The organism is Streptomyces canus 299MFChir4.1 (assembly GCF_000383615.1).
Lineage (GTDB): Bacteria > Actinomycetota > Actinomycetes > Streptomycetales > Streptomycetaceae > Streptomyces > Streptomyces canus_C.
This window is the reverse complement of sequence record NZ_KB911618.1, coordinates 38774-65137: the sequence shown is the minus strand read 5'-3', so window position 1 is coordinate 65137 and position 26364 is coordinate 38774. Positions and strand designations below refer to the sequence as shown.

At 71.2% G+C, this 26364-nt stretch carries 28 protein-coding genes; 19 read left to right on the top strand and 9 right to left on the bottom strand.

Annotation, left to right across the window (positions count from 1 at the left end; genetic code table 11):
* Positions 1-191: 191 nt before the first annotated feature.
* The 6 genes from H293_RS0141025 (at position 192) to H293_RS0141000 (ending at position 4590) form a co-directional block, all read left to right on the top strand.
* Complete coding sequence (locus H293_RS0141025) at positions 192-857, top strand: hypothetical protein (protein ID WP_028808634.1); 666 nt, start codon at positions 192-194, stop codon at positions 855-857.
* Between the two features lie 309 nt (positions 858-1166).
* The gene (locus H293_RS0141020) at positions 1167-2255 is read left to right on the top strand and encodes an acyltransferase family protein (protein ID WP_020123582.1); all 1089 of its coding nucleotides are present in this window, start codon (positions 1167-1169) and stop codon (positions 2253-2255) included.
* Between the two features lie 171 nt (positions 2256-2426).
* On the top strand, positions 2427-3050 hold the full coding sequence (locus H293_RS53950) for a hypothetical protein (protein ID WP_051138229.1): 624 nt from the start codon (positions 2427-2429) through the stop codon (positions 3048-3050).
* Between the two features lie 25 nt (positions 3051-3075).
* On the top strand, positions 3076-3588 hold the full coding sequence (locus tag H293_RS0141010; protein ID WP_020123581.1) for a SigE family RNA polymerase sigma factor: 513 nt from the start codon (positions 3076-3078) through the stop codon (positions 3586-3588).
* An 8-nt stretch (positions 3589-3596) separates the two neighbouring features.
* Positions 3597-3992, top strand: a complete 396-nt coding sequence (locus H293_RS0141005) for a hypothetical protein (protein ID WP_020123580.1) — start codon at positions 3597-3599, stop codon at positions 3990-3992.
* Between the two features lie 97 nt (positions 3993-4089).
* A complete protein-coding gene (locus tag H293_RS0141000; RefSeq protein ID WP_020123579.1) occupies positions 4090-4590 on the top strand; it encodes a peptidylprolyl isomerase in 501 nt (166 codons plus the stop codon).
* A gap of 57 nt (positions 4591-4647) precedes the next feature.
* Here the strand turns inward: H293_RS0141000 and ku are convergent, their stop codons facing one another.
* Complete coding sequence (ku, locus tag H293_RS0140995) at positions 4648-5661, bottom strand: non-homologous end joining protein Ku (protein ID WP_020123578.1); 1014 nt, start codon at positions 5659-5661, stop codon at positions 4648-4650.
* Between the two features lie 71 nt (positions 5662-5732).
* On the opposite strand from ku, the gene ligD reads away from it, so the two are divergent.
* On the top strand, positions 5733-6614 hold the full coding sequence (gene ligD / locus H293_RS0140990; RefSeq protein ID WP_020123577.1) for a non-homologous end-joining DNA ligase: 882 nt from the start codon (positions 5733-5735) through the stop codon (positions 6612-6614).
* 248 nt (positions 6615-6862) lie between these two features.
* On the opposite strand, the gene H293_RS0140985 is transcribed toward ligD, so the two are convergent.
* Positions 6863-7666 carry a nuclease-related domain-containing protein gene (locus tag H293_RS0140985; protein ID WP_028808633.1) on the bottom strand — a complete coding sequence of 268 codons (804 nt, stop codon included), beginning with the start codon at positions 7664-7666 and terminating at the stop codon, positions 6863-6865.
* 120 nt (positions 7667-7786) lie between these two features.
* Here H293_RS0140985 and H293_RS0140980 point away from each other — a divergent pair, with 120 nt between their 5' ends.
* The 7 genes from H293_RS0140980 to H293_RS0140950 all read left to right on the top strand — a co-directional run bounded on the left by H293_RS0140980 (position 7787) and on the right by H293_RS0140950 (position 14338).
* Positions 7787-8293: a protein-tyrosine phosphatase family protein gene (locus H293_RS0140980; protein ID WP_028808632.1), complete on the top strand. Its 507-nt coding sequence runs from the start codon at positions 7787-7789 to the stop codon at positions 8291-8293.
* Between the two features lie 93 nt (positions 8294-8386).
* Positions 8387-9142 carry a hypothetical protein gene (locus H293_RS0140975; protein WP_028808631.1) on the top strand — a complete coding sequence of 252 codons (756 nt, stop codon included), beginning with the start codon at positions 8387-8389 and terminating at the stop codon, positions 9140-9142.
* Positions 9139-10374, top strand: coding sequence for a sensor histidine kinase (locus H293_RS0140970; RefSeq protein ID WP_020123573.1), 1236 nt, complete (start codon positions 9139-9141; stop codon positions 10372-10374). Before H293_RS0140975 ends, H293_RS0140970 begins: the two co-directional genes overlap by 4 nt.
* A 97-nt stretch (positions 10375-10471) precedes the next feature.
* Positions 10472-10888: an SH3 domain-containing protein gene (locus tag H293_RS0140965; protein ID WP_020123572.1), complete on the top strand. Its 417-nt coding sequence runs from the start codon at positions 10472-10474 to the stop codon at positions 10886-10888.
* A gap of 52 nt (positions 10889-10940) precedes the next feature.
* Positions 10941-12302, top strand: coding sequence for an FtsW/RodA/SpoVE family cell cycle protein (locus H293_RS0140960; protein ID WP_020123571.1), 1362 nt, complete (start codon positions 10941-10943; stop codon positions 12300-12302).
* A 17-nt stretch (positions 12303-12319) separates the two neighbouring features.
* Positions 12320-13783, top strand: a complete 1464-nt coding sequence (locus H293_RS0140955; RefSeq protein WP_033416262.1) for a peptidoglycan D,D-transpeptidase FtsI family protein — start codon at positions 12320-12322, stop codon at positions 13781-13783.
* A gap of 45 nt (positions 13784-13828) precedes the next feature.
* Positions 13829-14338: a DUF3291 domain-containing protein gene (locus H293_RS0140950; RefSeq protein ID WP_020123569.1), complete on the top strand. Its 510-nt coding sequence runs from the start codon at positions 13829-13831 to the stop codon at positions 14336-14338.
* Here H293_RS0140950 and H293_RS0140945 read toward each other — a convergent pair.
* A complete protein-coding gene (locus tag H293_RS0140945) occupies positions 14335-14910 on the bottom strand; it encodes a hypothetical protein (RefSeq protein WP_020123568.1) in 576 nt (191 codons plus the stop codon). The genes H293_RS0140950 and H293_RS0140945 overlap by 4 nt on opposite strands.
* Before the next feature lie 211 nt (positions 14911-15121).
* The gene (locus H293_RS0140940) at positions 15122-16234 is read right to left on the bottom strand and encodes a ferritin-like domain-containing protein (RefSeq protein WP_020123567.1); all 1113 of its coding nucleotides are present in this window, start codon (positions 16232-16234) and stop codon (positions 15122-15124) included.
* A 90-nt stretch (positions 16235-16324) separates the two neighbouring features.
* Here H293_RS0140940 and H293_RS0140935 point away from each other — a divergent pair, with 90 nt between their 5' ends.
* The 4 genes from H293_RS0140935 to H293_RS0140920 all read left to right on the top strand — a co-directional run bounded on the left by H293_RS0140935 (position 16325) and on the right by H293_RS0140920 (position 19548).
* Positions 16325-17263 (top strand): AurF N-oxygenase family protein, encoded by a 939-nt coding sequence (locus H293_RS0140935; RefSeq protein WP_020123566.1) that lies wholly within the window; start codon positions 16325-16327, stop codon positions 17261-17263.
* Positions 17264-17404: 141 nt separating this feature from the next.
* Complete coding sequence (locus H293_RS0140930; RefSeq protein ID WP_020123565.1) at positions 17405-18052, top strand: TetR/AcrR family transcriptional regulator; 648 nt, start codon at positions 17405-17407, stop codon at positions 18050-18052.
* Positions 18045-18347 (top strand): hypothetical protein, encoded by a 303-nt coding sequence (locus H293_RS0140925; protein ID WP_199790252.1) that lies wholly within the window; start codon positions 18045-18047, stop codon positions 18345-18347. Before H293_RS0140930 ends, H293_RS0140925 begins: the two co-directional genes overlap by 8 nt.
* Positions 18348-18450: 103 nt before the next feature.
* Positions 18451-19548 carry a C40 family peptidase gene (locus H293_RS0140920; protein ID WP_106968533.1) on the top strand — a complete coding sequence of 366 codons (1098 nt, stop codon included), beginning with the start codon at positions 18451-18453 and terminating at the stop codon, positions 19546-19548.
* Here the strand turns inward: H293_RS0140920 and H293_RS0140915 are convergent.
* The 5 genes from H293_RS0140915 to H293_RS0140895 are packed head-to-tail and all read right to left on the bottom strand — an operon-like array spanning position 19497 to position 24989.
* Positions 19497-20750, bottom strand: a complete 1254-nt coding sequence (locus tag H293_RS0140915) for a styrene monooxygenase/indole monooxygenase family protein (RefSeq protein ID WP_020123562.1) — start codon at positions 20748-20750, stop codon at positions 19497-19499. The two genes, H293_RS0140920 and H293_RS0140915, sit on opposite strands and share 52 nt — an antisense overlap.
* Positions 20751-20775: 25 nt before the next feature.
* Positions 20776-21402 (bottom strand): GTP-binding protein, encoded by a 627-nt coding sequence (locus H293_RS0140910; protein WP_020123561.1) that lies wholly within the window; start codon positions 21400-21402, stop codon positions 20776-20778.
* Positions 21383-21796 (bottom strand): DUF742 domain-containing protein, encoded by a 414-nt coding sequence (locus H293_RS0140905; protein ID WP_020123560.1) that lies wholly within the window; start codon positions 21794-21796, stop codon positions 21383-21385. Before H293_RS0140905 ends, H293_RS0140910 begins: the two co-directional genes overlap by 20 nt.
* The gene (locus H293_RS0140900) at positions 21793-22299 is read right to left on the bottom strand and encodes a roadblock/LC7 domain-containing protein (protein WP_020123559.1); all 507 of its coding nucleotides are present in this window, start codon (positions 22297-22299) and stop codon (positions 21793-21795) included. Before H293_RS0140900 ends, H293_RS0140905 begins: the two co-directional genes overlap by 4 nt.
* Entirely contained in the window at positions 22296-24989 is a 2694-nt protein-coding gene (locus tag H293_RS0140895; protein WP_020123558.1) for a sensor histidine kinase, read from the bottom strand. The genes H293_RS0140900 and H293_RS0140895 overlap by 4 nt, the downstream gene beginning before the upstream one ends.
* A 375-nt stretch (positions 24990-25364) precedes the next feature.
* Between H293_RS0140895 and H293_RS0140890 the strand changes: the two genes are divergently transcribed.
* Positions 25365-26153 (top strand): protein phosphatase 2C domain-containing protein, encoded by a 789-nt coding sequence (locus H293_RS0140890; RefSeq protein ID WP_020123557.1) that lies wholly within the window; start codon positions 25365-25367, stop codon positions 26151-26153.
* The last annotated feature ends 211 nt before the right edge of the window (positions 26154-26364 follow it).

Sequence of the window (26364 nt, the reverse complement as noted above, 5' to 3'; positions counted from 1 at the left end):
GGTCGGGGTCTTCGCGTATGTGCGGGCGGATGCAGCCTGGAGCGGCCGTATGGCGGGGTCTGTGGACGAGGCGGGGACGGGATCTTGGGGTATCGCCGCGGGTGAGTCACGCTCTCGGCGGTCGGTCTGGTCAAGCGGCCGTTTGCCAGACACGAAGCCGCAGTGTCAGAGGCGTGCGCTTGGATGGGCGGGTGACCGTTCAAGACGTTGCTCGGCGGTTGCCCGAGATAGCCGTCCTCCGTGAGCATTGCCGTGCCATGGCCACTGTGGAGGCAGTCCTGAGCCCTGAGTGGGCCTACCGGTACCACTCCTTCAACGACCACTGGTCCGAGAAGGAATCGATGGCCTCGATGCGTAACGGGGCGGGTGACGAGTACTCCATCGTTTTCTCGGCCGCCGGCACCTACATCCGTGGATTCGATCATGAATCGCCCATGAGCCCCTTTGCAGCGGACGGCCCATGGCCCGGAGTGCTCGACGAGGTACCGGCTGTCTTCCGGCCGTGCGTCGAGGAGCCCGCGTTCTCGGACGAGGACGGAATGCCCATCGTCACTGCGTGCATATGGCGAGAGACGGGAGACGATGGCTGGAAGGCAGGGACGATCGACTTTCCCGACCGAGCAACGGACGATCCGGACGGCGCCGGGTACCTCTTCCAACTTCTGATCGATCGCTCACCGGAGGCGTTCCAGCGGTGGGCCGAGGACTACTACGAGGTTCCCGTCGACCTGGAGGCCGTTCGTCACGTCTTCTCCTCGCGTCCTCTGACCGAAGAGGTGGTCAGCGCGTTGAACTCGGAGATCGCTCCGGCGGATCTCGCGGAGGAGATGGCGGAGATCGGCTATCCGATGAGCTGAGGCAGCGTGCCCGGCGGTGAGAGATCGGGACCCGGTGGGGGCGACGGCTGCCTGTCCGGCCGTCAGGCCGTGCTCGTCCTCGCCCACCTGCGGCGCGGGGACACCTGCGCGCGCCTCGCCGCCGCCCGCGCGATCGCCCTGGCCGCGACCTGCGCGCTGCACCGCTGGCGGCACAACGCCGGTGGCGAGCGCTCGGCGGGGTACCGGCGTCCACCTGGCCCTCGCCGGCACCCCCGCCCCGAGAGCTGGGGTACAACCAGCACGGATGTACGGAGTTTGGGGTGCTCCCGGAGTGGTGAGGCGCCCGGGATGCACGAGCGACTTGTCACCGTGGCCCCTCCGGAGAGACCCGCAGCGCAGCGTCCCCCGGGCCGCGACGCCTTCTTCGACAACGCCAAGTACCTGGCGATCGTGCTGGTCTCCGTGGGGCATGCGTGGGAGCCGTTGCGGGACGGGAGCCGGGCGGTGTCCGCGCTGTACCTGGTCGTGTACGCCTTTCACATGCCGGCGTTCATCATCGTCTCCGGCTACTTCTCGCGGAACTTCGACGCGAGTCCGGGGCGGTTGCGGCGGCTGGTGTCCGGGCTCGTCGTGCCGTACGTCGTGTTCGAGACGGCGTACACCTTCTTCACGCGGTGGACGGACCAGGTGCCGGACCGGCCGGTGAGTCTGCTGGACCCGCTGTACCTGACGTGGTTCCTGGTGGCGTTGTTCGTGTGGCGGCTGAGCACCCCGTTGTGGAAGCGGGTACGTCATCCGGTGTCGGTCGCCCTCGCCGTGGCGATGCTCGCGACGCTCACGCCCTCCATCGGTGACGACCTCGACCTGCAGCGGGTCCTGCAGTTCCTGCCGTACTTCGTGCTGGGTCTGTCGCTCAGGCCCGAGCACTTCCGGCTGGTGCGTCGGCGGGCGGTACGGCTGCTCGCCGGGCCGGTGTTCGCCGTCGCGCTCTTGGCGGCCTACTGGGTGGTGCCGCGGATGAGCGGCGCATGGCTCTACCACCGGGACAGCGCCCAGGAGTTGGACGCGCCCGCCTGGTCGGGGCCGGTGATGACCCTGGTCGCCTTCGGGTGCTCGCTCGTCCTGGTCGGGTGCTTCCTCGCACTCGTCCCCGGGCGGCGGACCCGGTTCACCGTGCTGGGCGCGGGCACGCTCTACGGCTACCTGCTGCACGGCTTTCTCGTCCAGGGCGCCCGGTTCTGGGGCTGGTACGGGCCCGCCTGGGTCCACGGGCCGCTCGGTGTGGGCGCGGTCGCCCTCCTCGCCGCCGGCGTTGTGACCGCCCTGTGCACCCCACCGGTCCGGCGCGCCCTGCGGTGCGTGGTGGAACCGGAGATGCGGTGGGCCTTCCGGCGGGAGGCGGCCCAACGGGAGACGGCCCAACCGGTGCGTGCCTGAGGGAAGTTGGCCGTACGACGGGACGGTGGCCCGGACGCCGTCCCGTGCGGGGCGCATCCGGCCGCGTTACTTCGACGGCCTCGCGATGCCCGCGGGGAGCGACCGCCCTGGGCCCGCCAAGGAAGTCGGCTCCCCAGGACGGCCAACGGCACGCCCCACAGGGGAACGGCCATGCGCGCGCCCACCCCTCCCGGGCTGAGCGTCTCCGCCCCGGCCTACTTCGACGACCGCTCGGCGACCGACGGGACCGGGCTCGGTGCGGTGGTGGGCTTCGCCGGAGCGGGGCTCGGGGCCGTCGAGGGCCGTTCGCTCGGCACCGCCGTCGGCGCCGGACTCGGCGCGGTCCCCGGAGCGGAAGGCACCGGAGTCGGCCGGGTCGCCGGGCCGGAGGGCACCGGGCGCGGCTCGGTCGGGCCCTCCGACGGCGCGGGGGACGGGACCGCGGAGGGTTCCGCGGACGGCACCGTCGAGGGTGCAGTGGACGGGACGGGCGAAGGGGCGGTGGAAGGCGCCGAAGTCGCCGCCGGCGTGGCGGAGCCGGTCGCGGCGCCCGCGACCGCGGCCCAGCCCGCCACGGCCACGGCGCTTCCCGCGAGGACGCCGATCAGCAGACGGCGGGTGGGTCGGATGCCATGGCGGTTCGTCAAGGGTGCTCCTCGGTGGTCGGGACGGTTGCGTGAGAGGAGTACGGGGCGACGGCCGGGGCGGGTTGCACGGACCGGCCGCGGAAACTTTTCTTGCCGGGGCGTGCAACCTCGCGGCGCGTCCCGCCGTACCTCTGAAGGACAGGTGTGACGGGTTCGGCGGAGGGTCGGGGCGGGTGCGGGAAGCAGTCCGGGAGCGGGAGTTCCGGGAGTTCGCCGAGGCCCGGCAGGGGCAGCTCAGACGCAGCGCGTATCTGCTGTGCGGGGACTGGCACCAGGCCCAGGACCTCACCCAGACGACGCTGATGAAGCTGTACGCCTCCTGGGGCCGGATCCGCCGCGACGGCAACGTCGAGGCCTACGCCCGTACGATCCTCACCCGCGCCTTCATCGACCAGTACCGCAAACGGAGTCGGCGGGAGGAGCCGACGGAGGAGATGCCGGAGCCGGTGTCGGCCGAGCCGCCGGACACGCCCGAGCTGCGGCTGGTGATGCAGGCCGCGCTGATGGAACTGCCGCCCCGCTACCGGGCGGTCCTGGTACTGCGGTTCTGGGAGGACTGGAGTGTGGAGCAGACCGCCGAGGTGCTGCGCGTGACCCCGGGCACGGTCAAGAGCCAGAGTGCCCGGGGGCTGGTCCGGCTGCGCGGGCTCGTCGAGGGCCTGGCGGGCGAGACGAGCGGGAGGTGAGGCGGGAGATGTACGACTACACGGACGAGTACGGGGAGGGTGCCCGCGTGCGGAGCGCCTTCGAGGCCGTCCTCGACGGCTCGCGCGAGCCGGCCCTGCCCAGCGTCACCGACGCGGCCGTCGCCGGTGGCCGGCGGATCCGGCGCCGTCGTACGGCGGTCTCGGGCGCCGTGGGAGTGCTGGTGGCCGCCGTCCTCACGGCCGGGGCCGCGGCCGCGCTGCCCGGTACGGACCCCGGCCGCTCCTCGGTGCCGCTGGCCCCGGCGGGCAGTCCCCCGCCTACCGGCACCGGCCCGGTGTCGCCGCCGGCCGCCCCCTCCGAACCGTCGGTCGTGCCCACACCGGGGCCCGTCACCTCCGGGATCTCCACGGGCGACGCCCCCCTGTCCTCCCCCGCGCCGTGACGGCCGGCGGGGCCGTGAGACGGGGAACGCCCCCGGTACCCGCACAGCCGTGTGACAAGATGCTTCGGTCATGCCCCACCAGAAAGGGACGATTCCCATGTCCAGGGTCGAGCTGACCACTAATTTCGGCCGTATCGTCCTCGAGCTCGCCGACGCCGAGGCGCCCAAGACCGTCGAGAACTTCCTGAAGTACGTCGGCAACGGGCACTACGACGGCACGATCTTCCACCGGGTGATCGACGGCTTCATGGTCCAGGGCGGTGGCTTCACCCCGGACATGGTGCAGAAGCCCACGCTCGCGCCGGTCCCGAACGAGGCCGACAACGGTCTGAAGAACACCGCGTACACCGTGGCGATGGCGCGCACCAGCGACCCGCACTCGGCGACCGCGCAGTTCTTCGTCAACGTCTCGGACAACGAGTTCCTCAACTTCACGGCCAAGAGCCCGAACGGCTGGGGTTACACCGTGTTCGGCAGGGTCGCCGAGGGCCAGGACGTCGTCGACCAGATCAAGGGCGTGCGGACCGGCAGCAGCCGCGGTCACGGTGACGTGCCGACGCAGCCGGTGATCATCGAGTCCGCGAAGGTCGTCGACTGACCTCGCCGTAGGCCGGAAGACCGAGCGACCTGCGCGGTGCCCTCGGCAGTGCGCAGGTCACGCGGTCCGTTTGCGGGCGGTCGTCTTCTTGGCCGCCGTCTTCTTCGCGGTCGTGGCCTTCTTGGCCGCCGCGGTCTTCTTCGTCCCCTGTGACGACTGTGACGACTTCGCCGTCGTCTTCTTGGCGGCCGCGGTCTTCTTCGTGGCCGCCGTGGACTTCTTGCCGCCCGTCTGCTTCGGCGCCGCCCGTGCCGACTTGCGCTGCGGCAGCCGCCTGACCTCCCCGGGCTCCTCGCCCCGCGACTCCTTCGCCTCCCGCACGCTCTTCTCCAGCGCGGCCATGAGGTCGAGGACCTTGCCGCTGCGGGCCGGTTCGGGGGCCTCCGGCGGGGCCTCGCCCGCGGCCTTCGCGGCGACGACCTCCTCCAGGGCCTCGCGGTACTCGTCGTGGAGTTCGTCGAGGTCGATCTCGCCGAGGGTGTCCATGAGGGCGTCGGCGAGGTCGAGCTCCTTGTCGCTGACGGTGACCTTGGTGTCGGGGGCGAGTCCCTCGGGCGCGCGGACCTCGTCCGGCCACAGCAGCCCGTGCAGCGCGATGGCGTCCTCGACCACCCGCAGCATGCCGAGGCGTTCGCGGCCGCGCAGCGCGTACTTGGCGATGGCCACCTTGTTGCTGCGCTTCAGCGCCTCCCTGAGCAGGGTGTACGGCTTGGCGGCGGGGGCGCCGCCCGCCTGGAGGTAGTACGCGGCATCCATCTGGAGCGGGTCGATCCGGTCGCCCGGCACGAAGGCCACGATCTCGATCGTCCTCGCCGTCGGGAGCGGCAGATGGGACAGGTCCTCGTCGGTGATCGGGATGATCGTGCCGTCCGCGTCCTCGTAACCCTTGCCGATCTCCGACTGGGTGACTTCGCGGTCCTCCAGTTCGCAGACCTTGCGGTAGCGGATCCGGCCGCCGTCCTCGGTGTGGATCTGACGGAAGGAGATCGAGTGGCTCTCGGTGGCGTTCACCAGCTTGATCGGAATGCTGACCAAGCCGAACGAGATGGCGCCGTTCCATATGGATCTCACCAGCGGAACCCTTTCTGCGGTATTGCACCGTTTCATTCTGTTTTGTCAGATATGCGTGAGATTCTCATCGTATGACGCCGATCACAGAGGTGGAGGGGCGACGGCTGGCGCTCAGCAATCTGGAGAAGGTGCTGTATCCGGCCACCGGCTTCACCAAGGGCGAGGTGCTGCACTACTACGCCACCGCAGCCGATGTCCTCCTCCCCCATCTGCGGGACCGTGCCGTCTCCTTCCTGCGCTACCCGGACGGCCCCGACGGCCAGGTCTTCTTCACCAAGAACGTCCCCCCGGGTACGCCCGACTGGGTCACCAGGGCCGAGGTCCCCCGTTCGGAAGGCCCGGCCCGGATGGTCCTGGTCCAGGACCTGGCGAGCCTGATGTGGGCCGCCAACCTGGTGACCGAGTTCCACACCCACCAGTGGCTGGTCGACGCCCCCGAGGAGGCCGACCGCCTGGTCCTCGACCTCGACCCGGGCGCCCCCGCGACGATCGTCGAGTGCTGCGAGGTCGCCCTGTGGCTCAGGGAGCGGCTGGCCGCGGACGGGATCGAGGCGTACCCGAAGACCGCCGGGTCGAAGGGACTGCATCTGCTGGCGGCGGTGCGGGGGGCGTCGTCCGATCAGGTGTCGGAGTACGCCAAGCAGCTCGCCGTGGAGGCGGAGCGGGCGATGCCGCGGCTGGCGCTGCACCGGATGACCCGCAGTCTGCGCCCCGGGAAGGTCTTCGTGGACTGGAGTCAGAACGCCGCCCGCAAGACGACGGCCACGCCGTACACGCTGCGGGCCCGGGCCCGTCCCCTGGTGTCGGCGCCGGTCACCTGGACGGAGGTCGAGGAGTGCACTGTCCCCGGTCGACTGTCCTTCCAGGCCGGGGACATGGGGCCTCGGCTGCAGGACTACGGTGATCTGCTGGCCCCGTTGCTGGACGGTGAGCGGGCGTCACGGTTGCCGTAGGGCGCGAGGGGGTGCCGGGGCGAGTTGTCGGGCGGCTGCGGGACGGTGGGGGCTTGTCGCGCAGTTCCCCGCGCCCCTGGGTGGGCTGGGCTGGGCGGTGTTCAGGACCATCCGCACCCGCGCCCCTGGGTCGGCTGCGCCGGGCGGTGTTCAGGACGTTCTGGACTCGCGCCCCTGAGTGGGCTGCACGGGACAGTGTTCAGGACCATCCGCACCCGCGCCCACCGATGAGCCGTAGTGGACGGTGTTCAGACCTTGTCCCAGGTGTGCCGGTCCCTGGCCATCGCGTGCAGGGCCTCCACGTCCGCCGGTTTGAGGACGCCACCGAGGCGGGTGAGGGCTTCCAGGTCCGTGTCGCTTAGGACGCGGACCTCGCGGGGCGGGAGGGTGACGGAGATGCCGGAGGGGCCGACGAGGGCGAGGACCGGGTGGACCTCGGCCGTCAGGGCGTAGGAGGCGCGGTCGGCGTCGGCGCGGACGCGGCGCAGCAGCGGCTGGGGGTCGCGGCGGCCGAGAGCGACCATCGGGTCGGCGATCGTGACCCGCTGCTTGCGGGCGTACAGCGTGTGCACGGCGAACAGTCCGGCGGGTCCGATCGCCAGATGGTGGACTCGGTCGCCGCCGGGGAGCGGAACGGAGTGCAGGGTGTGCCAGCCCGCGCCGTCGAGGCGGTCCAGCGCCTCGCCCACGATCTGCTCGGCCTCCAGCGCGCGCCGACGCGGATCGCGGCGGATCCGGTGCGCGGGTCCGGGGTCCCGGTCCAGGGCGACCTGGAGGGCCTCTCCGGGCCGGTTGGGCGCGAGGTCGTCGTCCGGGTGGAGGGAGAGCCGGGCCAGTTCGGCGGGCGTCGGCACCGGGGGCGGGCCCACGGCCACCCGGCCGGTCAGGAAGGGCCCGAGGACATCGAGCACGTCCTCTCTGCGGTCCTCGCTCAGCAGATTGACCCGAGCCGCCTCACGGTCGTACCAGGCGATGTTCCTGCCGTCCGAGAGGCAGACGTACAGCCGCTCCTGACCTTGGCGCCAGGTCGGCACCACGCGCAGTCCGCTCATGCACCATCACCCCATGGACCATGGGAACAGGCGGGGTGCTGCGCAGGCAAGAAGCCGGATACCTTTGGGGTGAGTTGCAAGGAGTTGCAGGGCTTGGCGCAGGGGCTTGGGGAGGCGCTGTTGCGGACCCGCAGGAAGCAACCCGAGGTACCGGCTCCGGACCGGGCGTGGGACGAGATCGTGCCCGGTCTGTGGATGGGCGGACACGAGTTCCGGGGCCTTTCCGGGCAACGGGAGTTCGCCGTCGTACGGGACGAGTTCGAGGTCGTGCAGACGCTGCTCAGGCTGCCGGGCCACGGTCCCGATCCCGGCGTCGAGCATCATGTGTGGCCGATTCCGGACGGCCCGCTGGACGGGACCCAGCTCGCGGGCGTGATGCGCCTGGCAGAGGCCGCGAGCGACGCACTGGACGAGGGCCGCAAGGTCCTCGTCCGCTGTTACCACGGCTACAACCGCTCGGGCCTGGTCGTCGCGCACGCCCTGGTCCGCAGGGGGTACACGGCCGACGCGGCGATCCGGCTGATCCGGGGCCGGCGCTCGCCGTGGGCGCTGCACAACGAGCTGTTCGTCGAGTACCTGCGGGCCGGCCTGTCCACGGCCCGGCTGCTGGAGGAGCTGACCGAGTAGGACCGCCCGGACCCACCGGACGGCAAAAAGGACTTCCGTACGAATAATGTGTACGGGGCCGACACCCCGAACGGCCCCGACCCCAGGAGCACAGTGCCACCCGCCCGCCGCGCCCCCCGTACGGCCCGCGCCGTAGTCGCCGTCGCCCTGCTGCTCTCGGCGGCGGGCTGTGGCGACGCGGGCGGCCTGGTGGGCGCGGGCTCGACGCCGTCCGCGATCAGCCCCGACCGGCTGTGGCCGCGGCTGACGCCCGCCTCCAGTCCGGCCTTCGAGATCGGCGAGGTGGACTCGGAGGTCGTGGCGGGTGTCTCCGTGCCCGGTGACGACATCCGCGCGGTGGATCCGGTCGCCCTCGTGCGCGCCGAGATCAAGGAGGATCCCGGCACTTACGCCAAAGGGGGGTACGCCGAGACGGCCCGCCGGATGGCCGACTGCGGGAAGTCCGGGGCGGCCGGCGAGAAGTGCCCGGTCCTGCGGCCGTACTACCGCGACCTGACCGGTGACGGGCACGAGGACCTGACCCTGGGTTTCCGGCAGCTGCCCGGCCATGTCACCGCGGTACGCGTCTACACCGTGCAGAAGCACCGGCTCGTGCGGGTCATGCACTGGGAGGACGCGGTCAGCGGGGTCGAGCTGGCCGGGCGGTCGGTGATCATCCGTTCGCCGTCCGAGGTGGCCGGATACGAGTACCGGCTCCAGTGGACCTGGGACCCGCAGCAGAAGTCGATGCTCCTCACGCACGACGAGATGCTGCGCACCGGCAGCCGTGCCCTCGGGGACGCGCCGGGCCCGGCGCCCAGCCCGTCCAGCCCGCCGAGCCCGTCCAGCCCGTCCGCGAGCGCGCGATGAGACTCGCGCTGCCCCGCTGGTCCGGCACGCTCGCCGTGAAGGCCGCCGTGTTCATCGCCGTGATGTGCTGCGCGCTGGCCGCGCTGCTCGGTGTCCTCGTGCATGTCTCGGTGACGAACCAGACCGTCGGCGAGGCCCGTGACCTGGCGCTGAGCCGGCTGCGGGACGCGACCGAGGCGTACGAGGCCGGGGAGATGCTGGAGTGGGACGCGGGCGTGGATCCGCCGGATCTGCCGGCGTCGCTGCGGGCCCTGGCGGTGGCCGGGCACCGCGGCACGATGGTCGGCGAGCACCGCGGCCGCCCCACCATGTGGGCGGCGGGGCCGGTGGACGGGAGCCGGGCGCTGGCCGTGGAGGTCGACTACTCGCAGGGCGCGCGGACGATCGCGGGCCTTGACCGGGCGATCCTGTGGTCCTCGGCGCTGGCGATCACGGCGACCCTGCTGGTGGGGGCGTTCGCGGTCACCCGGGTGACGACACGGCTGCACACGACCGCCCGGGTGGCCCGGCGGATCAGCGCGGGCGACCTCGACGCACGGGTCGACGATCCCCGTACGAAGGATGCGACGCGGCCGCAGGACGAGGTGGCCGCGGTGGCCGCCGCGCTGGACACCATGGCGGGGTCCTTGCAGGGGAAGCTGCTGAGCGAGCAGCGGTTCACCGCGGATGTGGCGCACGAATTGCGGACGCCGTTGACGGGGCTGCACGCGGCGGCCGAGTTGTTGCCGCCGGGGCGGCCGACCGAACTGGTGCGGGACCGGGTGGCCGCGTTGCGGACGCTGACGGAGGACCTGCTGGAGATCTCCCGGCTGGACACGGGCCGGGAGACGGTGGAGCTGGACACCGAACGCCTGGCCGCGGTGGCCGAGCGGGTGGTGCGGGCGTCCGGGACCGACGCCGAGGTCGTCGTCGTACGGGATCTGGCCGTGGAGACGGATCGGCGGCGGCTGGAGCGGGTGCTGGGCAACCTGGTGGCCAACGCGCACCGGCACGGCCGGGGGCCGGTGTCGGTGACGGTCGACGGGGCGGTGGTGACCGTTCGGGACCACGGGGACGGGTTTCCGGAGTACCTCGTCTCGCACGGGCCGCAGCGGTTCCGTACGGAGGGCGGGGCCCGGGGGCACGGGCTGGGGCTGACCATCGCCGTGGGGCAGGCGGAGGTGCTGGGGGCGCGGCTCTCCTTCTCCAACGCGGAGGACGGCGGGGCGGTCGCGACTCTGACGTTGCGGTAGGTGCTTCTCCTATGGCCCATCTGAAAGGGCGACCCGTGTGCACGCCTCCTAACGTGGCGAACAGTCAGGTTCGCACCCCCCTCACGGAGGTCCCCCCATGTCCCTGCGCTCCCGTCTCCCCATAGCCGTCGCCGCCTGCGCCCTCGCCGTCACCGCCCTCGCCACGCCCGCCGTCGCCGACGACGGCTGGGGCGACGACCCCCAAAGCGCCTCGGGGAACCACCAGAACCAGACTCAGAACCAGAACCAGAACCAGAACCAGAGCCAGAATCAGAACTCACGCTTGTCCCGCGGTGTGGTGACGGCCAGTTCGCTGGCGCTGCGCAGTGCGCCGAACCGGGGCGGGCAGATCATCCGGTGGGCCGAACGGGGTGAGGTCGTCTCCATCTTCTGCCGGACCAACGGCCAGAGCGTCCAGGGGAACCGCCAGTGGTACCTCCTCACGGACGGCACCTGGGCCTGGGGATCGGCCCGGTACATCAGGACCATCGGGTCGGCGCCACGCTGGTGCTGACATCCCGGTCAATCTAGGCAGACATCACGCCCTATTTGGGTAAGTTCCGGACATGACCAAGGCCGGAACCACCGTGGCCCCCGCGGACACCTCCGCTCGCGCGGTACGCCTGCCCCACCGCCGTGGCATCGAACTGGCCCTCATCGTCCTCGCCGTCCTGCTGTCGGTGTACGGCTACTGCGCGGTCGGCCTCGCCAGGCACGGCACCGTCCCGCCCGGCGCCGCCGGTTACGGCGCCGGGCTCGGCGTGCTCGCGCTCCTCGCCCATCTGGCGGTGCGACTGAGGGCGCCGTACGCCGATCCGCTGCTGCTGCCCATCGGCGTGCTGCTCAACGGCCTGGGCCTGGTGCTGATCTACCGGCTCGACCTGGAGACACCCGGCGACCGCGCGGCCCCCACCCAGCTCGTGTGGTCCACGGTCGGGGTGGCCCTGTTCGTCGCGGTCGTCCTGATGCTGCGCGACCACCGCGTGCTCCAGCGCTACGCCTACGTCTGTGTCGCCGCCGCGCTCGCCCTGCTGATCCTCCCGATCCTGTTCCCCGCCGTGAACGGCGCCCGGATCTGGATCAGGATCGCCGGGTTCTCCATCCAGCCGGGCGAGTTCGCGAAGGTGCTGCTCGCGGTGTTCTTCGCCGCGTATCTCGCGACCAACCGCAACGCGCTGGCGTCCTCCGGGCGGCGGGTCTGGGGACTTCAGCTGCCCACCGGCCGGGTGCTGGGCCCCCTCCTCGCCATCTGGCTGATCAGCGTCGGGGTCCTGGTCCTGGAGCGGGACCTCGGCACCTCGCTGCTGTTCTTCGGGCTGTTCGTCGTCCTGCTGTACGTCGCCACCGGGCTCACCGGCTGGATCGCGCTGGGCCTGCTGCTGGCCTCCGTCGGCGCCTTCGCCGTGGGCTGGCTGGAACCGCATGTGCACAGCAGGGTGGAGGACTGGCTGCATCCGTTCGCGTCGATCGAGGCGGGCCAGGGTCCGAACCAGCTCGCGCAGTCCCTGTTCGCCTTCGCGGCCGGCGGGGTCCTCGGCACGGGGCTCGGGCTCGGCCACTCCGTCCTGATCGGCTTCGCCGCGAAGTCCGACTTCATCCTGGCGACGGCCGGCGAGGAACTGGGCCTGGCCGGCCTGTCCGCGATCTTCCTGCTGTACGCCCTGCTCGTGGAGCGCGGCTACCGGGCGGGCCTCGCCCTGCGCGACCCCTTCGGACGACTCCTGGCGACCGGCCTCGCCTCGATCGTCGCGCTCCAGGTGTTCGTGATCGCGGGCGGCGTCGGCGGACTGATCCCGCTCACCGGCATGGCGATGCCGTTCCTCGCACAGGGCGGCTCGTCGGTCGTCACCAACTGGGCGATCGTCGCCCTGCTGATCAGGGTGAGCGACTCGGCCCACGGCCAGTACGACGACAAGGAGACCCCGTGACCACGCGAGGCCCCGGCATGACCCGCTACATCCGGCACGCCGCCTGCTTCTGCGCCCTGCTGCTCATGGCGCTCCTGGTCAACGCCATCCGCGTCCAGGTCTTCCAGGCCCGCGCCCACGACACGAACCCGGCCAACCGCCGCGAGAACATCGCCCGTTACGGCCGCGAGCGCGGTGACATCCTGGTCGACGGGCGGCCGGTCACCGGGTCCCGGGACACCGGGGAGCAGCTGCGCTACGAACGGACGTACCGGGACGGTCCGTTGTACGCGCCGGTCACCGGCTTCGCCTCGCAGGAGTACGGCACGACCCTCCTGGAGCACACCGAGGACCCGGTCCTGTCCGGCTCGGACCCGATGCTGACGCCGTTCCCGCTGTGGAACGACTTCACGAGGAGACGCAACCCGGGCGGGGACGTCGTCACGACACTCGACGGGGCCGCGCAGCGGGCGGCCTTCCGCGGGCTCGCGGGGCGCAAGGGCGCGGTGGCGGCCCTGGAACCGGCGACGGGACGCATCCTCGCGCTGGTGTCCTCTCCGTCGTACGACCCGGGGGTGCTGTCGGGTAACAGCTCCAGGGTGGGCCGCTCCTGGACGTGGCTCAACGCCAACCCGGACAAGCCGATGCTCAACCGGGCGGTACGGCAGACCTATCCGCCGGGTTCGACGTTCAAGGTGGTCACCGCGGCGGCCGCGCTGGACGCGGGGGTGATCAGGGACGTGGACGCGCCGACCGACTCGCCGGCGCCGTACACCCTGCCCGGCACCACCACCTCGCTCAGCAACGAGTCCGACGGCTGCGAGGACTTGTCCCTGCGGGAGGCCTTCCGGTGGTCGTGCAACACGGTGTTCGCGAAGCTCGGGGTGGACGTGGGGGTGCGGGACATGACGGCCACCGCGCGCGCCTTCGGCTTCAACGACGACGCGCTGCGGGTCCCCTTCTCGGTGGCCCGCAGCACCTTCGATCCAGCCGTCGACCGGGCGCAGCTGGCCCTGTCGTCGATCGGCCAGTACAACACCCGCGCGACCCCGCTCCAGATGGCGATGGTCTCGGCGGCCGTCGCCGACGGCGGGCAGATCCGCACGCCCTATCTCGTGGAGCGGACCACCACGGCCGGCGGCAGCATCGTGGACACGGCGGGCCCGCGTCCGGTGCGGCAGGCGATGGCCCCGGAGACGGCCGCCGTGCTGAAGGAGCTCATGACCCAGGTGGTGACCGAGGGCACCGGCACCAACGCGGCGATCCCGGGGGCGATCGTCGGCGGCAAGACCGGCACCGCCCAGCACGGCATCGGCAACGCCGGGATGCCGTACGCCTGGTTCGTGGCGTGGGCGCAGGCCGAGCGGGACGTGCAGCCGAAGGTCGCGGTGGCCGTGGTGGTGGAGGACGCGTCGGCGGTCCGGGGGGACATCACCGGGGGCGGGGTGGCGGCGCCGATCGCCCGGGCGGTGATGGAGGCGGTGCTCAACTCCAAGGAGTGAGACAGGGGTTGAGACCCGCCGACCGACCGACCTACCGTTCGGTCCATGAGTGAAGCAGCCGCGTACCAACTCGCCCAGGTGAACATCGGCCGTCTCAAGGCCCCGCTGGACTCCGCACAGTTGAAGGACTTCGTCGACAACCTCGATCCCGTGAACGCCGACGCGGACGCCGCCGACGGTTTCGTCTGGCGGCTGGAGGACGACTCCGGCGACGCGACGGACATCGCCGTCTTCGGCGACGAGTGGCTGATCATCAACATGTCGGTGTGGCGGGACGCCGACGCCCTCACGGCGTACATGTACCAAGGCCGGCACCGCGAGATGCTCGCCCGCCGAAGGGAGTTCTTCGAGCGGGTCCAGGAGGCGATGGTGGCCCTGTGGTGGGTTCCGGCCGGCCACCGCCCCACCGTCGCCGAGGCGGAGTCCCGCCTGCTGCACCTGCGCACGAACGGCCCGACGCCGTACGCGTTCACCTTGCGGACGCTGTTCCCCGCGCAGGGCGCGGAGCCGGCCGCGGCCCTGGAGATCCCGGACGATCTGGGGTGCCCGGCCTAGTCCCCGATCGGCTTCCGCATCTCCGAGCGGATCTGGAGGGTGGTCACCGCCAGCTTGTCCAGGTCCACGTCCGCGGGGTCCTGGGTCATCGTGGAGGCCCTGAGCTCGCCCACCGACGCGCCCGTGTTCCCGTCCGTCCACGCACAGACGGGAACGGTCATGTCCGTGCCGGCCCGGGTCCTGGTGAGGACCTCGCAGGTGACGGTGACACCGTGGGAGCCGTCCGGACGGAAGTCCTGCGGCGCCAGGGCGACCTTGGCGCCCTCACCCCTGCCCGCACCCTTCATCATGTTGTTCCGCGTCGCATCGGGGTCCTTGAACCGCCCGTACATGCCCGACACCACGAGCGAGCCCTCCGTGGTGTTACCGGCCAGGCTGTACTGCCCGACCGCGACCCCGTCGACCTTGGCCTTCGCGTAGCCGTCCGCCGCGTCCATGATCTTCTGGCCCTCGGAGTCCGAGTAGTCCTGGGCGAGTTCGTAGCGGCCGATCAGCACGACCAGGCCGACGACTCCGACAACACCCCCGAACACCAGGCCGCGCCGCCGCTTCGGCGGGGGCGGCGGGGCCATCGGGGGCGCGCCCCAGCCGTAGTCGGCGGGCTGCTGCTGGGGGGGTACGGGTGCCGTACGGCGGCTGCGGCTGCGGCTGGCCGTAGGGGCCGGTGGCGTAAGGGTTCTGGGAACCGTAGGGATTCGGCGCGCCGTAGGGATTCGGCGCGCCGTAGGGATTCGGCGCGCCGTAGGGACTCCGGGACGGCGGAGGCGTGGACACGTCAGAACACTACTGAGGGCCTGCACCCCCCGCCTCGATGGCCCCCCGCACCTCCGCCACGCGTTCCCGCTCCTCCACCGCGAAGCGCTCCGCGTCCAGTTTCTCGGCGATCTCCTCGTCCTGCGCCATGAGGAGGTCGAGGCTGGAGTTGCCCATCTCGAAGACGCCCATGTCGACGTAGGCCTGCTGGAGGCGTTTGCCCCACAGGCCGATGTCCTTGACGCAGGGGACGATCCGGGAGAAGAGCAACTGGCGGAAGAGGGCGAGGAACTCGGACCGCTCGGCGTACTCCTCGGCCTCCGCCTTCGGGATGCCGAAGTTCTCCAGGACCTCGACCCCGCGCAGACGGTCACGCATCAGGTAGCAGCCCTCGATGACGAACTCCTCGCGTTCGCGCAGTTCGGCGTCGGAGAGCTGCTTGTAGTAGTCCCGCAGGGCCATGCGCCCGAAGGCCACATGGCGGGCCTCGTCCTGCATGACGTAGGCGAGGATCTGCTTCGGGAGGGGCTTGTCGGTGGTGTCGCGGATCATGCCGAAGGCGGCCAGCGCGAGCCCTTCGATAAGGACCTGCATGCCGAGGTAGGGCATGTCCCAGCGGGAGTCGCTCAACGTGTCGCCCAGCAGGGACTTCAGGTTGTCGTTGATCGGGTACAGCATCCCGATCTTCTCGTGGAGGAAGCGGCCGTAGATCTCCGCGTGCCGCGCCTCGTCCATCACCTGGGTCGCCGAGTAGAGCTTGGCGTCGAGGTCGGGCACGGACTCCACGATCCGCGCGGCGCACACCATCGCGCCCTGCTCGCCGTGCAAGAACTGGCTGAACTGCCAGGAGGCGAGGTGCTTGCGGAGTTCGCCCTTGTCCTTGTCGGTGAACTTCGCCCAGTACTTGGTGCCGTAGACGGAGATGGACTCGTCGGGGGTGCCCAGGGGGTCGTGGGGATCGACTTCGAGGTCCCAGTCGATGCGCTTCTGCCCGTCCCACTGCTTGTCCTTGCCCTTCTGGTAGAGGGCCAGCAGGCGGTCGCGGCCGTCGTCGTACTCCCAGGCGAAGCGGGCCGCACCCGTCGCCGGTACCTGCCAGTGGGGGTCGCCGGGATCCGTGGTGTACAGGTCGAAAGTCGGCATGTTCCGCAGGCTGCCCCTTTGTAGACGCCGGGTCAACAAGTCGCGCGCAGGGGATTGACGCTCTTGCTGACAAGCAGTCTCATAAGAGCCATGACGAGTCTGACAGATGTCGACGCGCTCGAAGGGCTGCGTGACGCCCTCGGCCTGCTCAAGGACCGGGAGCAGGTCGCCGAGCGGCTGCTCGACTCCTCCGCGAAGCACTCCTTCGATCCGGACGAGGAACTGGACTGGGACGCGCCCTTCGAGGAGGGCCTGTGGTTCTGGCCGCCGGAACTGGTCTCGCTGTACGACACCCCGATGTGGCGGCGGATGAGCGAGGAGCAGCGGATCCTGCTCTCCCGGCACGAGGCCGCGGCGCTGGCCTCGCTGGGGATCTGGTTCGAGATCATCCTCATGCAGCTGTTGTGCCGTCACATCTACGACAAGGCGGCCACGAGCGCGCATGTGCGGTACGCGCTCACCGAGATCGAGGACGAGTGCCGGCACTCGAAGATGTTCGCGCGGCTGATCACCCGGGGCGACACGCCCTGGTATCCGGTGAGCCGGGCCCACCAGCGGCTCGGGCGGCTGTTCAAGACGATCTCCACGACCCCGGGGTCCTTCACGGCGACGCTGCTCGGCGAGGAGATCCTCGACTGGATGCAGCGGCTGACCTTCCCGGACGAGCGGGTGCAGCCGCTGATCCGGGGGGTGACGCGGATCCATGTGGTGGAGGAGGCACGGCATGTCCGCTACGCCCGCGAGGAGCTGCGGCGGCAGATGGTCTCCGCTCCGCGGTGGTCGCAGGAGTTCACGCGGGTCACGTCCGGGGAGTTCGCGCGGGTGTTCTCCGTGGCGTTCGTGAACCCGGAGGTGTACACGAACGTGGGTCTGGACCAGCGGGCCGCTCTCGCGCAGGTGCAGGCCAGTGGGCACCGGAAGGAGGTCATGCAGACCGGTGCGAAGAAGCTGACCGACTTCCTGGACGACATCGGCGTGCTTCGAGGTGTCGGACGGAGGTTGTGGAAGTCCTCGGGGCTGCTGGCTTGAGTTTCGGCTGACGGCCGGTGGGGGCTGGTGGCGCAGTTCCCCGCGCCCCTTAAAGGCACGACCAGTGCACGTCTTTAGGGGCGCGGGGAACTGCGCGACCAGCCACGACGCACTCGCAGACGGCCGACTACGCTGCAACCCATGACCCCATCCGCGCCCGCCTACCGCAGACTCGGCGTCGAGGAGCGACGCAGTCAGCTTCTCGAAGCCGCCCTCGGCCTCTTCGCGCACCGCGCCCCCGAGGACGTGTCCCTCGACGACGTGGCGGAAGCGGCCGGTGTCTCCCGTCCCCTCGTCTACCGGTACTTCCCCGGCGGCAAGCAGCAGCTGTACGAGGCCGCGCTCCGCTCCGCCGCCGACGAACTGGAGCAGTGCTTCGACGAGCCCCGGGACGGCCCCCTCCTGAGCCGCCTCTCCCGTGCCCTCGACCGCTACCTCGCCTTCGTCGACGAGCACGACGCCGGCTTCAGCGCCCTGCTCCAGGGCGGCAGTGTCGTCGAGACGTCCCGGACCACCGCCATCGTCGACGGCGTACGCCGGGCCGCCGCCGAGCACATCCTCCGCCACCTCGGGGTCACCGAGCCCGGCCTGCGGCTGCGCATGACCGTACGGATGTGGATCACCGCGGTCGAGGCGGCCTCCCTGATCTGGCTCGACGAGAGCAAGCAGCCCCCGGTCGAGGAGCTGCGCGACTGGCTGGTCGAGCAGTTCGCCGCCGTCCTCTCCGTGACCGCGAACCGCGATCCGCAGACCGCCGCGCTGGTCACGGCCCTCGCGGCGGATGGCTGACACTGGTGCCGTGAAGAGCGAAGACACCCCCTTCGAGGGCGGTCCCATGGACGGCCGGGTGCTGCCCGTGCTGCTGGGACCGACCGGGCATCCGCCGAAGACGTACCGCATCCCCGTCCCCGACACGGCGGGCGGCCCGGCCACCGTGCTGGTCTATCGCCGGGAGCCCAGGGGTCGCACCAGGCTGGGGATCCAGAAGGGGTGGAAGTACACGTACGGCCCCGAGGGCAAGCCGAGCGACCGGCTGAAGTGGCCGTGGTCCAAGCCCGACAGGCCGGCTGACACCGACGGGTGACGAGGTTGCTCCGAACCGCCCACACTCGGCGCGCGGAGAGTCCCACGCCGCCTGATGCTCACCGTGCGGAACAGAGGGGCTGCTCCGCACCGGAGGTGATGACGTGTCAGGAAGGCTTCTGCGTCTGGTGTGTACGGCGGCGGTGGCGGCCGGTGCCGTCCTCGCACCGCTGCCCGCGGCGGCCGCGCCCGAGCCCGAGCCGCGTGAGGAGCGGTCCGTCGCCGAACTGCTGACGGACCTTCAGCGGCTGTACCGGCAGGCCGAGCAGGCCACCGAGACCTACAACGCCACCGCGGAGAAGCTGAAGGAGAAGCGCGCCGAGGTGAGCCGCCTGGACGCCGCCCTCTCCAAGGCGCGGCTCTCGCTGCACGACAGCCGGGGTGCCGCGGGGCGGCTGGCCCGCCAGCAGTACCAGAGCAGCACCGAGATCTCGCCGTACGTCCGCCTCCTGCTCGCCCGCGATCCCCAGCACGCTCTCGAACAGGGCCATGTGATCAGCCGGTTGGCGCAGGGACGGGCCGAGACCGTGGGCCGTCTGACCGGCACCGAGCACCGCGCCGACGAACTGGCCCGCAAGGCGCGCAAGGCGCTCGACGACCGGCTCACGCTCGCCGCCCGGCAGAAGAAGGACCGGGACGCCGTACGGCAGAAGCTCGCCGGCGTGGAGGAACTCCTCGCCTCCCTCACCGCCGAACAACTCACCGGGCTGGCCGAGTTCGAGGAGAAGGGAGTCGAGAAGGCGCAGCGGGAGCTGACGACGTCCGGCGCCCTGGGCGAGGGCGAGCGCAAGCCGTCGAAGGAGGGCGAGGCGGCCCTGCGGTACGCCCGACGGCAGCTGGGGAAGCCGTACGAGTGGGGCGCGGAGGGCCCGAGGACGTACGACTGCTCAGGTCTGACGTCCCAGGCCTGGACCCGGGCCGGCACCCCGATCCCGAGGACCAGTCAGGAACAGTGGGCCCGGCTGCCGAAGGTCCCGCTGACGGACCTGCGCCCGGGTGACCTGGTGATCTACTTCCCGGAGGCCACCCACGTGGCGATGTACGTCGGGAACGGCCAGGTCATCGAGGCCCCGAGAACGGGCGAGAAGGTCAAGGTGTCCCCGATCGCGTCCCACCCGCTCCTCGGAGCCGTACGTCCGGACGACGACGGTCAGGCCCCGGCCACCGAGGCCACGTACGCTCCCGCCTTGTCCGGGTCGTAGAAGTAGTTCTCGAAGTCGGACGGGTCGTCGAAGCCGTTGGCGAACCGGTCCGCCACCGGCTGCAACTGTCCGGCCGCACCGATCAGGTTCAGGATGTGCTCCGGCGGCGGGGCGAGCATCGCGTTGGTCCACTTGGTGACGTGCTGGGCGGTGGCCCAGTACCGCTCGAACGTGGCCCGCATCCACTCCTCGTCGAACTCCTTCTCGCCCTGGTCGAGGATCGAGGCGAGATAGGAGGCCGCGCACTTGGACGCGGAGTTGGAGCCCTGCCCGGTGATCGGGTCGTTGGCGACGACGACGTCGGCCACGCCCAGGACCAGTCCCCCGCCGGGCAGGCGGCCTATCGGGTTGCGCACGGTGGGCGCGTAGCGGCCGGACAGCGTGCCGCCGGCGTCCGTGAGTTCGACGTTCGTGGCGCGCGCGTACTCCCAGGGCAGGAACCTCTCCATGAGTTCCAGGGTCAGGGAGAGATGCTGCGCCGGGTCCTTCACGCCGTTGAAGACGTCGAGCGGGCCGCCGGGTATGCCCTCCCAGAACAGGATGTCGGCGCGCCCGGAGGTGGTGAGCGTCGGCATGACGAACAGTTCACCGACCCCGGGGACGAGGTTGCAGCGGACGGCCTCGGTGTCCGGGTGCTCGGGGCGCGGGCCCAGGCCGTGGACGTAGGAGACGGCGAGCGCGCGCTGCGGCTCGCTGTACGGGGAGCGCTCCGGGTCGCGGGCGAACATCGACACCAGCTCGCCCTTGCCCGCCGAGACCAGGACGAGGTCGTACGTGCGGGAGAAGTAGTCGAGGTCGCCGACCGCCGCGCCGTGGATGACGAGCTGGCCCCCGCGCTGCGCGAACGTCTCCATCCAGCCGGCCATCTTCACGCGCTGGTCGACCGACTGCGCGTACCCGTCGAGTGTGCCCCGCCAGTCGATCGCGCGCTGCGAGGGCCCCGGGTCGAACGAGCCGGGGGCCGCCACCGAGACGCCGAGCCCTTCGATCTTCGGGGCCTGGGACTCCCAGAAGTTCAGCTGGAGATCGCGCTCGTGCTGGAGTGCCGTGTGGAACATGCACTGCGTCGACATGACCCGGCCGGAGCGGATCTCGTCCGCCGTCCGGTTGGACATCAGGGTGACCTCGTACCCGTGCGACTGGAGGCCGAGGGCGAGCTGGAGGCCGGACTGGCCGGCTCCGACGACGAGTATCTTCCGCATGCGGGTGCTGGCTCCTAAAGGTGGACTACTCGGGGGTCTCGTCCAGCGCGTGGCCGACGAGGGACAGCAGGGTCTCGACGACCGAGATCTTCCGCCGCGCGTCCATGATCATGACAGGTATGCGCCGGGGGATGCTGAGCGCCTCCCGCACGTCCTCCGGCTCGAACAGCTCGCTGCCGTCGAAGTGGTTGACCGCGACGACGTACGGCAGTCCGCAGCTCTCGAAGTAGTCGAGGGCGGGAAAGGAGTCCTTGAGGCGGCGGGTGTCGGCCAGCACGACGGCGCCGATCGCGCCCCGCACCAGGTCGTCCCACATGAACCAGAACCGCTCCTGGCCCGGCGTGCCGAAGAGGTACAGGACCAGGTCGTCGTCGAGCGTGATGCGGCCGTAGTCCATGGCCACGGTGGTGGTGACCTTCTCCGGCGTGCCGGAGAGGTCGTCGACCTGCTCGCTGGCCTCGGTCATCAGCGCCTCCGTCTGGAGGGGCTCGATCTCCGAGACGGTGCCGACGAGGGTGGTCTTGCCGACGCCGAAGCCGCCGGCCACGACTATCTTCGTGGCGATGGGGGCCCGCGTGCGGTCCGTCTGCCAGGACTTCAGGTTGTCGTCGGTGTCCTCGGAGGCGAGGTCTCTAAAGGCGACGGAGTCCACTCAGCACCCTTTCCAGCAGAGCGCGGTCGGGACGGCCCGTACCGTGACCGGTCCCGGTGCCGTACACACGGATCTTTCCCTGGTCCGCGAGGTCACTGAGGAGCACCCGGACCACGCCGAGCGGCATCTTCAGCAGCGCGGCGATCTCGGCCACCGTACGCATCCGGCGGCACAGTTCGACGATGGCCCGCAGTTCCGGCATGACCGACCTCAGCGAGCCGTTGGTCAACTCCCTTCGCTCCTCCGGGGCTTCGAGAGCCGCGGTGCTTGCCACGAAGGTCTCCACGAGGAGGACGTGACCGAAGCGGGTCCGGCCGCCGGTGAGCGAGTACGGCCGTACCCGGGCGGCCTTGCGGTCGCCGCCGCGGACCGGGAGCTCGGGCCTGTTCGTCATCGGGCGCTCCCTGTCACGTCGTCGCTCTCCAGCGACTGGCGCAGCTCGCTGCGGAGTTCGGGGGTCAGGACGTGTCCGGCGCGGCCCACGAACAGTGCCATGTGGTACGCGACGACGCTCATGTCGCAGTCCGCGGAGCCGTGCACACCGAGCAGCGAACCGTCGCTGATCGACATCACGAACAGGCTGCCCTCGTCCATCGCGATCATGGTGTGCTTGGTCGTGCCGAAGTCCATGAGCTTCGCGGCGCCGAGGGTGAGGCTGCCGATGCCGGAGACGATGGTCGCGAGGTCGGCGGAGGAGCCTCGTGGGCCCGAGGGTTTGCCGTCGCGGGCCTCGCGTGCCTCCGCGTTCCGCCCGGCGTCGGAGGAGAGCAGGAGCAGGCCGTCGGAGGAGACGACGGCGACGGACTGGACGCCGGGCACCTCCTCGACGAGGTTGGTCAGCAGGAAGTGGAGATTGCGGGCTTCACGACTCAGTCCGAAGGTACTGGGCGCGGTCAACTGCTTGCCTCCTCGGCTGTGCCCCCCGTGGCTTCTTCGGATGCGGTGCGGTGTTCTGCGGTAGGCAGCTTGGTCTCGCCGGTCTGTTCCCTGATCTCCGCCGCCACGTCGCGGTGGCCGGCCTCCGCCCCCCGGTGGAAGCCGCCGAGCCTGCGGCGGAGTGCGTCGGCGTCCACGGACGCGTTGCGCCGGCGTGGGGCCGGGGCGGTGGGCTCGGTGATCTTGGGTGTGCGCTTGGGGAGGCCCTTGTCGGTGAGGGGCTCCTCGTCGGCGCGGGTGTGTTCGGCCTCGGCTTCGCCGGCGGCCGCGGGTTCGGGTGCCGACGGCTCGTCCGGTACGGGGTCCGGCTCTTCCTCTGCCGGGACCGGGGCCAGGAGTTCCATCGTCGTCTCTGCGGGGGACTCCGCCTCCGCGTGGCGTACGGCCTTCTCGGCCATGGCCACCAGCGGGTCGTCACCCTGCGAACGGCCGTGCAGGACGTTGGAGTTGACCTCAGCGGCGGCGCCGGGGAGGGAGAAGGAGTGGGTCGCGCCGTTGACCGGGCCGGTGTCGGCGGCCGGTACGGCGGAGGCGGGCGCGGTGGTGAGCAGCGGCTTGGGGAGGACCACCACGGCGGCCACGCCCCCCTGCTTCTGCTCGCGCAGCTGCACCCGGACGCCGTGCCGGTGGGCGAGGCGGGCCACGACGTACAGGCCGAGGCCCAGACCCTCGTCGCCCTCGTCGTACGACTCGTAGGCGGCCTCGGGATCGAACTCGGCGAGGCGGGAGTTGAGGGCGGTCATCCGCTCGGCGGTCATGCCGATGCCCTCGTCCTGGACGGAGAGCATGACCTCACCGCTCTCCAGGAGCCAGCCGGAGACCTCGACGGGCAGATCGGGCGGGGAGAACGCGGTGGCGTTCTCCATCAGTTCGGCCAGCAGGTGCGAGAGGTCGTCCGCGGCGAAGCCGACCACGTGGGCGTGCGGCGGCAGGGCGGCGATACGGACGCGCTCGTAGCGCTCGATCTCACTGACCGCGGCCCGTACGACGTCGACCAGCGGGACCGGGTTCGCGCTCTGCTGCACGTGTTCGGTGCCGGCCAGGACGAGGAGATTCTCGCTGTGGCGGCGCATGACCGTGGCGAAGTGGTCGAGCTTGAACAGGGTCGCGAGGCGCTCCGGGTCCTGCTCGCGTTCCTCCAGGCCCTCGATGACGGCGAGTTGCCGCTCGACGAGGCCGAGGGTGCGCAGCGCCAGGTTGACGAAGGTGGCGCCGATGGTGGTGCGCAGCCGCGTCAACTGAGCGGCGGAGTCCGCGAGTTCACTCTTGAGCTGCTCGCGGGCGTCGGCCATCTTCTGCCGCTGGCCGACCAGGTGCTTGCGGTCGGACTCCAGGGTGGTGATCCGCTCTGCGAGCGTGACGGCGTGCGCGTGCAGGGCGTTGACGGAGCGGACGACCTGGGCGAACTCGTCGTTGCGGCCGGTGAAGGAGACCGCTTCCTCGGTGGCGGGGTCCTCGGCCCCGGCCAGCCGGGCGGAACCCCGGCGCAGCACGGAGAGGGGCCGGGTGAGGGTGCGGGCCATGGCGGTGGCGATGCCGACGGCCAGCAGCATCAGGGCGCCGAGGATCGCGACCCGCAGCTCCAGCGCGGTGACGTCGTCGTCCCGGAGCTGTTCCAGCGCCTTGACCCGGCGGTCGAAGAGCGCGGACTCGGCGCCGCGCATGAGGTCGACGCGGGCGGAGAGGGCAGCGTCGAGCTTGCCGGCGCTGGTGCCCAGTTCGCCGCCGGTGAGGGCGGGCTGGTCGGTGAGGGCGGCGAGGTACTTGTCGGCGGAGTTGACCTCGGGGCCGGTGACCGTGGAGTCGTAGCGCGCCTTGGCGTCGGCGGGCGCGGAGTCCCGGAAGTCGGCGAGAGCCGCGTCGGAGCGCAGCCGGGCCTGCTGGGCGGCGGCGCTGAGCGCGTCGCGCTGAGCGGCGTCGGCCTTCGAGGAGACCTTCTCGGTGTTCGTCAGGCCGGTGATCGGGTCGTAGACACTGCGGGTCGTCGTCGGCACGCTGAGCGCCGCGAGCAGCAGTCCGCGGGTGGCGGCGGCCTGCTGTACGGCGGAGTCCAGCTCGGCGAGGGAGTAGGCACCGGAGCCCGCGCGGGCCGGCATCCGCTCGGCCAGTTCCTCGGCGAGATTGTGCAGCTCGGTGATGGCGGCGGAGTAGGCGTTGTGCGTCTCCAGCGCGGTGGTCTTGCCGGTGAGCGCGGAGCGCCGTACGGCGGCGATGTCGTCCAGGTCGCCGCGCAGGGTGGCGGACAGGTCGCTGTCGGCGCGCAGTTCCTCGGCCTGGCGGTCGACGCGGGCGCTCGACTGCTCGCCGGGCGCCTTCGACCTGGGCCGTCCGGCCGCGATGTAGGAGGTGACCTCGTCGCGTTCGTCGGCGAGCGCGTGGGCGAGGTCGAGGGCGTCCTGGGTCTGCTCGGCGAGCGTCACCAGGTCCTGGGAGTCGTGGAGTTCGCCCGAGGCGGTGACGAGGGAGGGGGCGCCGGCCCCGGCGATCGCGGCGGCCACGACGGCGACGGCGAGAATCAGCCGGGTGCGGACGTGGGTGGGGCGGCCCTTGCCGACAGGAGTCCCGGGGTCGCCGGGCGTGGCGGGTGTGCGCTCCGCGCCCGTTCCGGAGGCCGTCTGCTTGCCTGTGCGACGAGGCCGCGTCTTCTGCACCGCTGCTCGCATTCCTGAACTCGTGATACCCATGGGCTGCCCGGGGTGACGCTCCGTCAACTGGTGTACACACCGGGGTACGGTTCCCGACCCTCCCAGCGCCGGTGGGCGGCGGGCGCGCATCGCCTGAGCCGCCACCCGAAGGAGTGAACCCCGGAGGGGAGTTGGCGGGCAAGTTCCTGCGGCACCCGCACGGGCCTTGTTCGGCAGGCCGGTTGGACGTCGGCGAAGACCGATGGCAGTATTCGCCACCACGCGCGACCAGAGTCAGCCATTCCCTCCCAAACCTGGCGTCTGACCTGCGCGACTACGTCAATTCCGCGATCGTTGCCACCCTTTGGCGAAGCTTGTGAAGGGCTCGTGCAGACTGGCCGAATGCGTACGGAACTTGTCTCGGAACCCGGCGATGTCCAGCGGCTCAACGAGGACTTCGCGAGTGTCGCGCTCCCCGCTTCCGGACGGGGCGGCGCACTGGTCGCCCTCGACGGGGTCACTCCGCCGACCGGTCCGACGGGCTGTCTGCATTCCGTTCCCTGGTTCACGGCCCGCCTCGGCGGTGCGCTGACCGAACTGGCCGTTTCGCTCAGGGATGTTCCGCCGGCCGAGGTGCTGTCCCGGGCGATCGTGCGCACAGCTGAGACACATGGTGAAGGTTGTGACCTTTCTCACCCGCGTACACCGCAGGCGACGGTGGTGATGGCGCGGTGGTCCCCGGAGTGGGTCGAGTACCTGGTCCTGTCGGACTCGGCCCTCCTGGTGGAGAAGTCCGACGGCACGGTCTCGGCCGTCCTGGACGACCGCCTCTCCCGGCTGCCCCGCGCCTCCCTGGCCACGGACGCGCTGATCGACGCCCACCTCCGCAACAAGGAGGGCGGCTTCTTCACGGCGGCGGCGGATCCGTCGGTGGCGGGGCGCGCGGTGACGGGCGTGCTGCCGCGGTCGTCGGTCCGCGGGCTGCTGGCCCTGACGGACGGGGCGGCCCGATGGGTGGAGAAGTTCCACGAGGGCGGCTGGCGGGACTGCTTCACCTTCGTGCGCGAGGAGGGGGCGCAGGCGTTGGTGGACCGCGTCCGGGAGCTGGAGCGGGCGGACGCGGAGACCCGGACCCATTTGGGCCGCAGCAAGACCCACGACGACGCGACGGTGGTGTACGTGGAGCTGTGAGGGCCGGCGACAGGGGCGGCGCCGCGGAAACCTTGACCGCGCCTGGTGCGCGCGACCGCTCGGGGGCCGAGCCGTGGGCGGGGCGGCCGGAGTCGGGGAGGGCCGCCGGAGCGGACGGCCGTGCGGTGGGGTCGACGGCGTCGCCCTGACCGCGCCGGCCGGCACGACGGCCCGCACGCCGACCCGACGACGCCGGAGCCGCGAGCGGCGG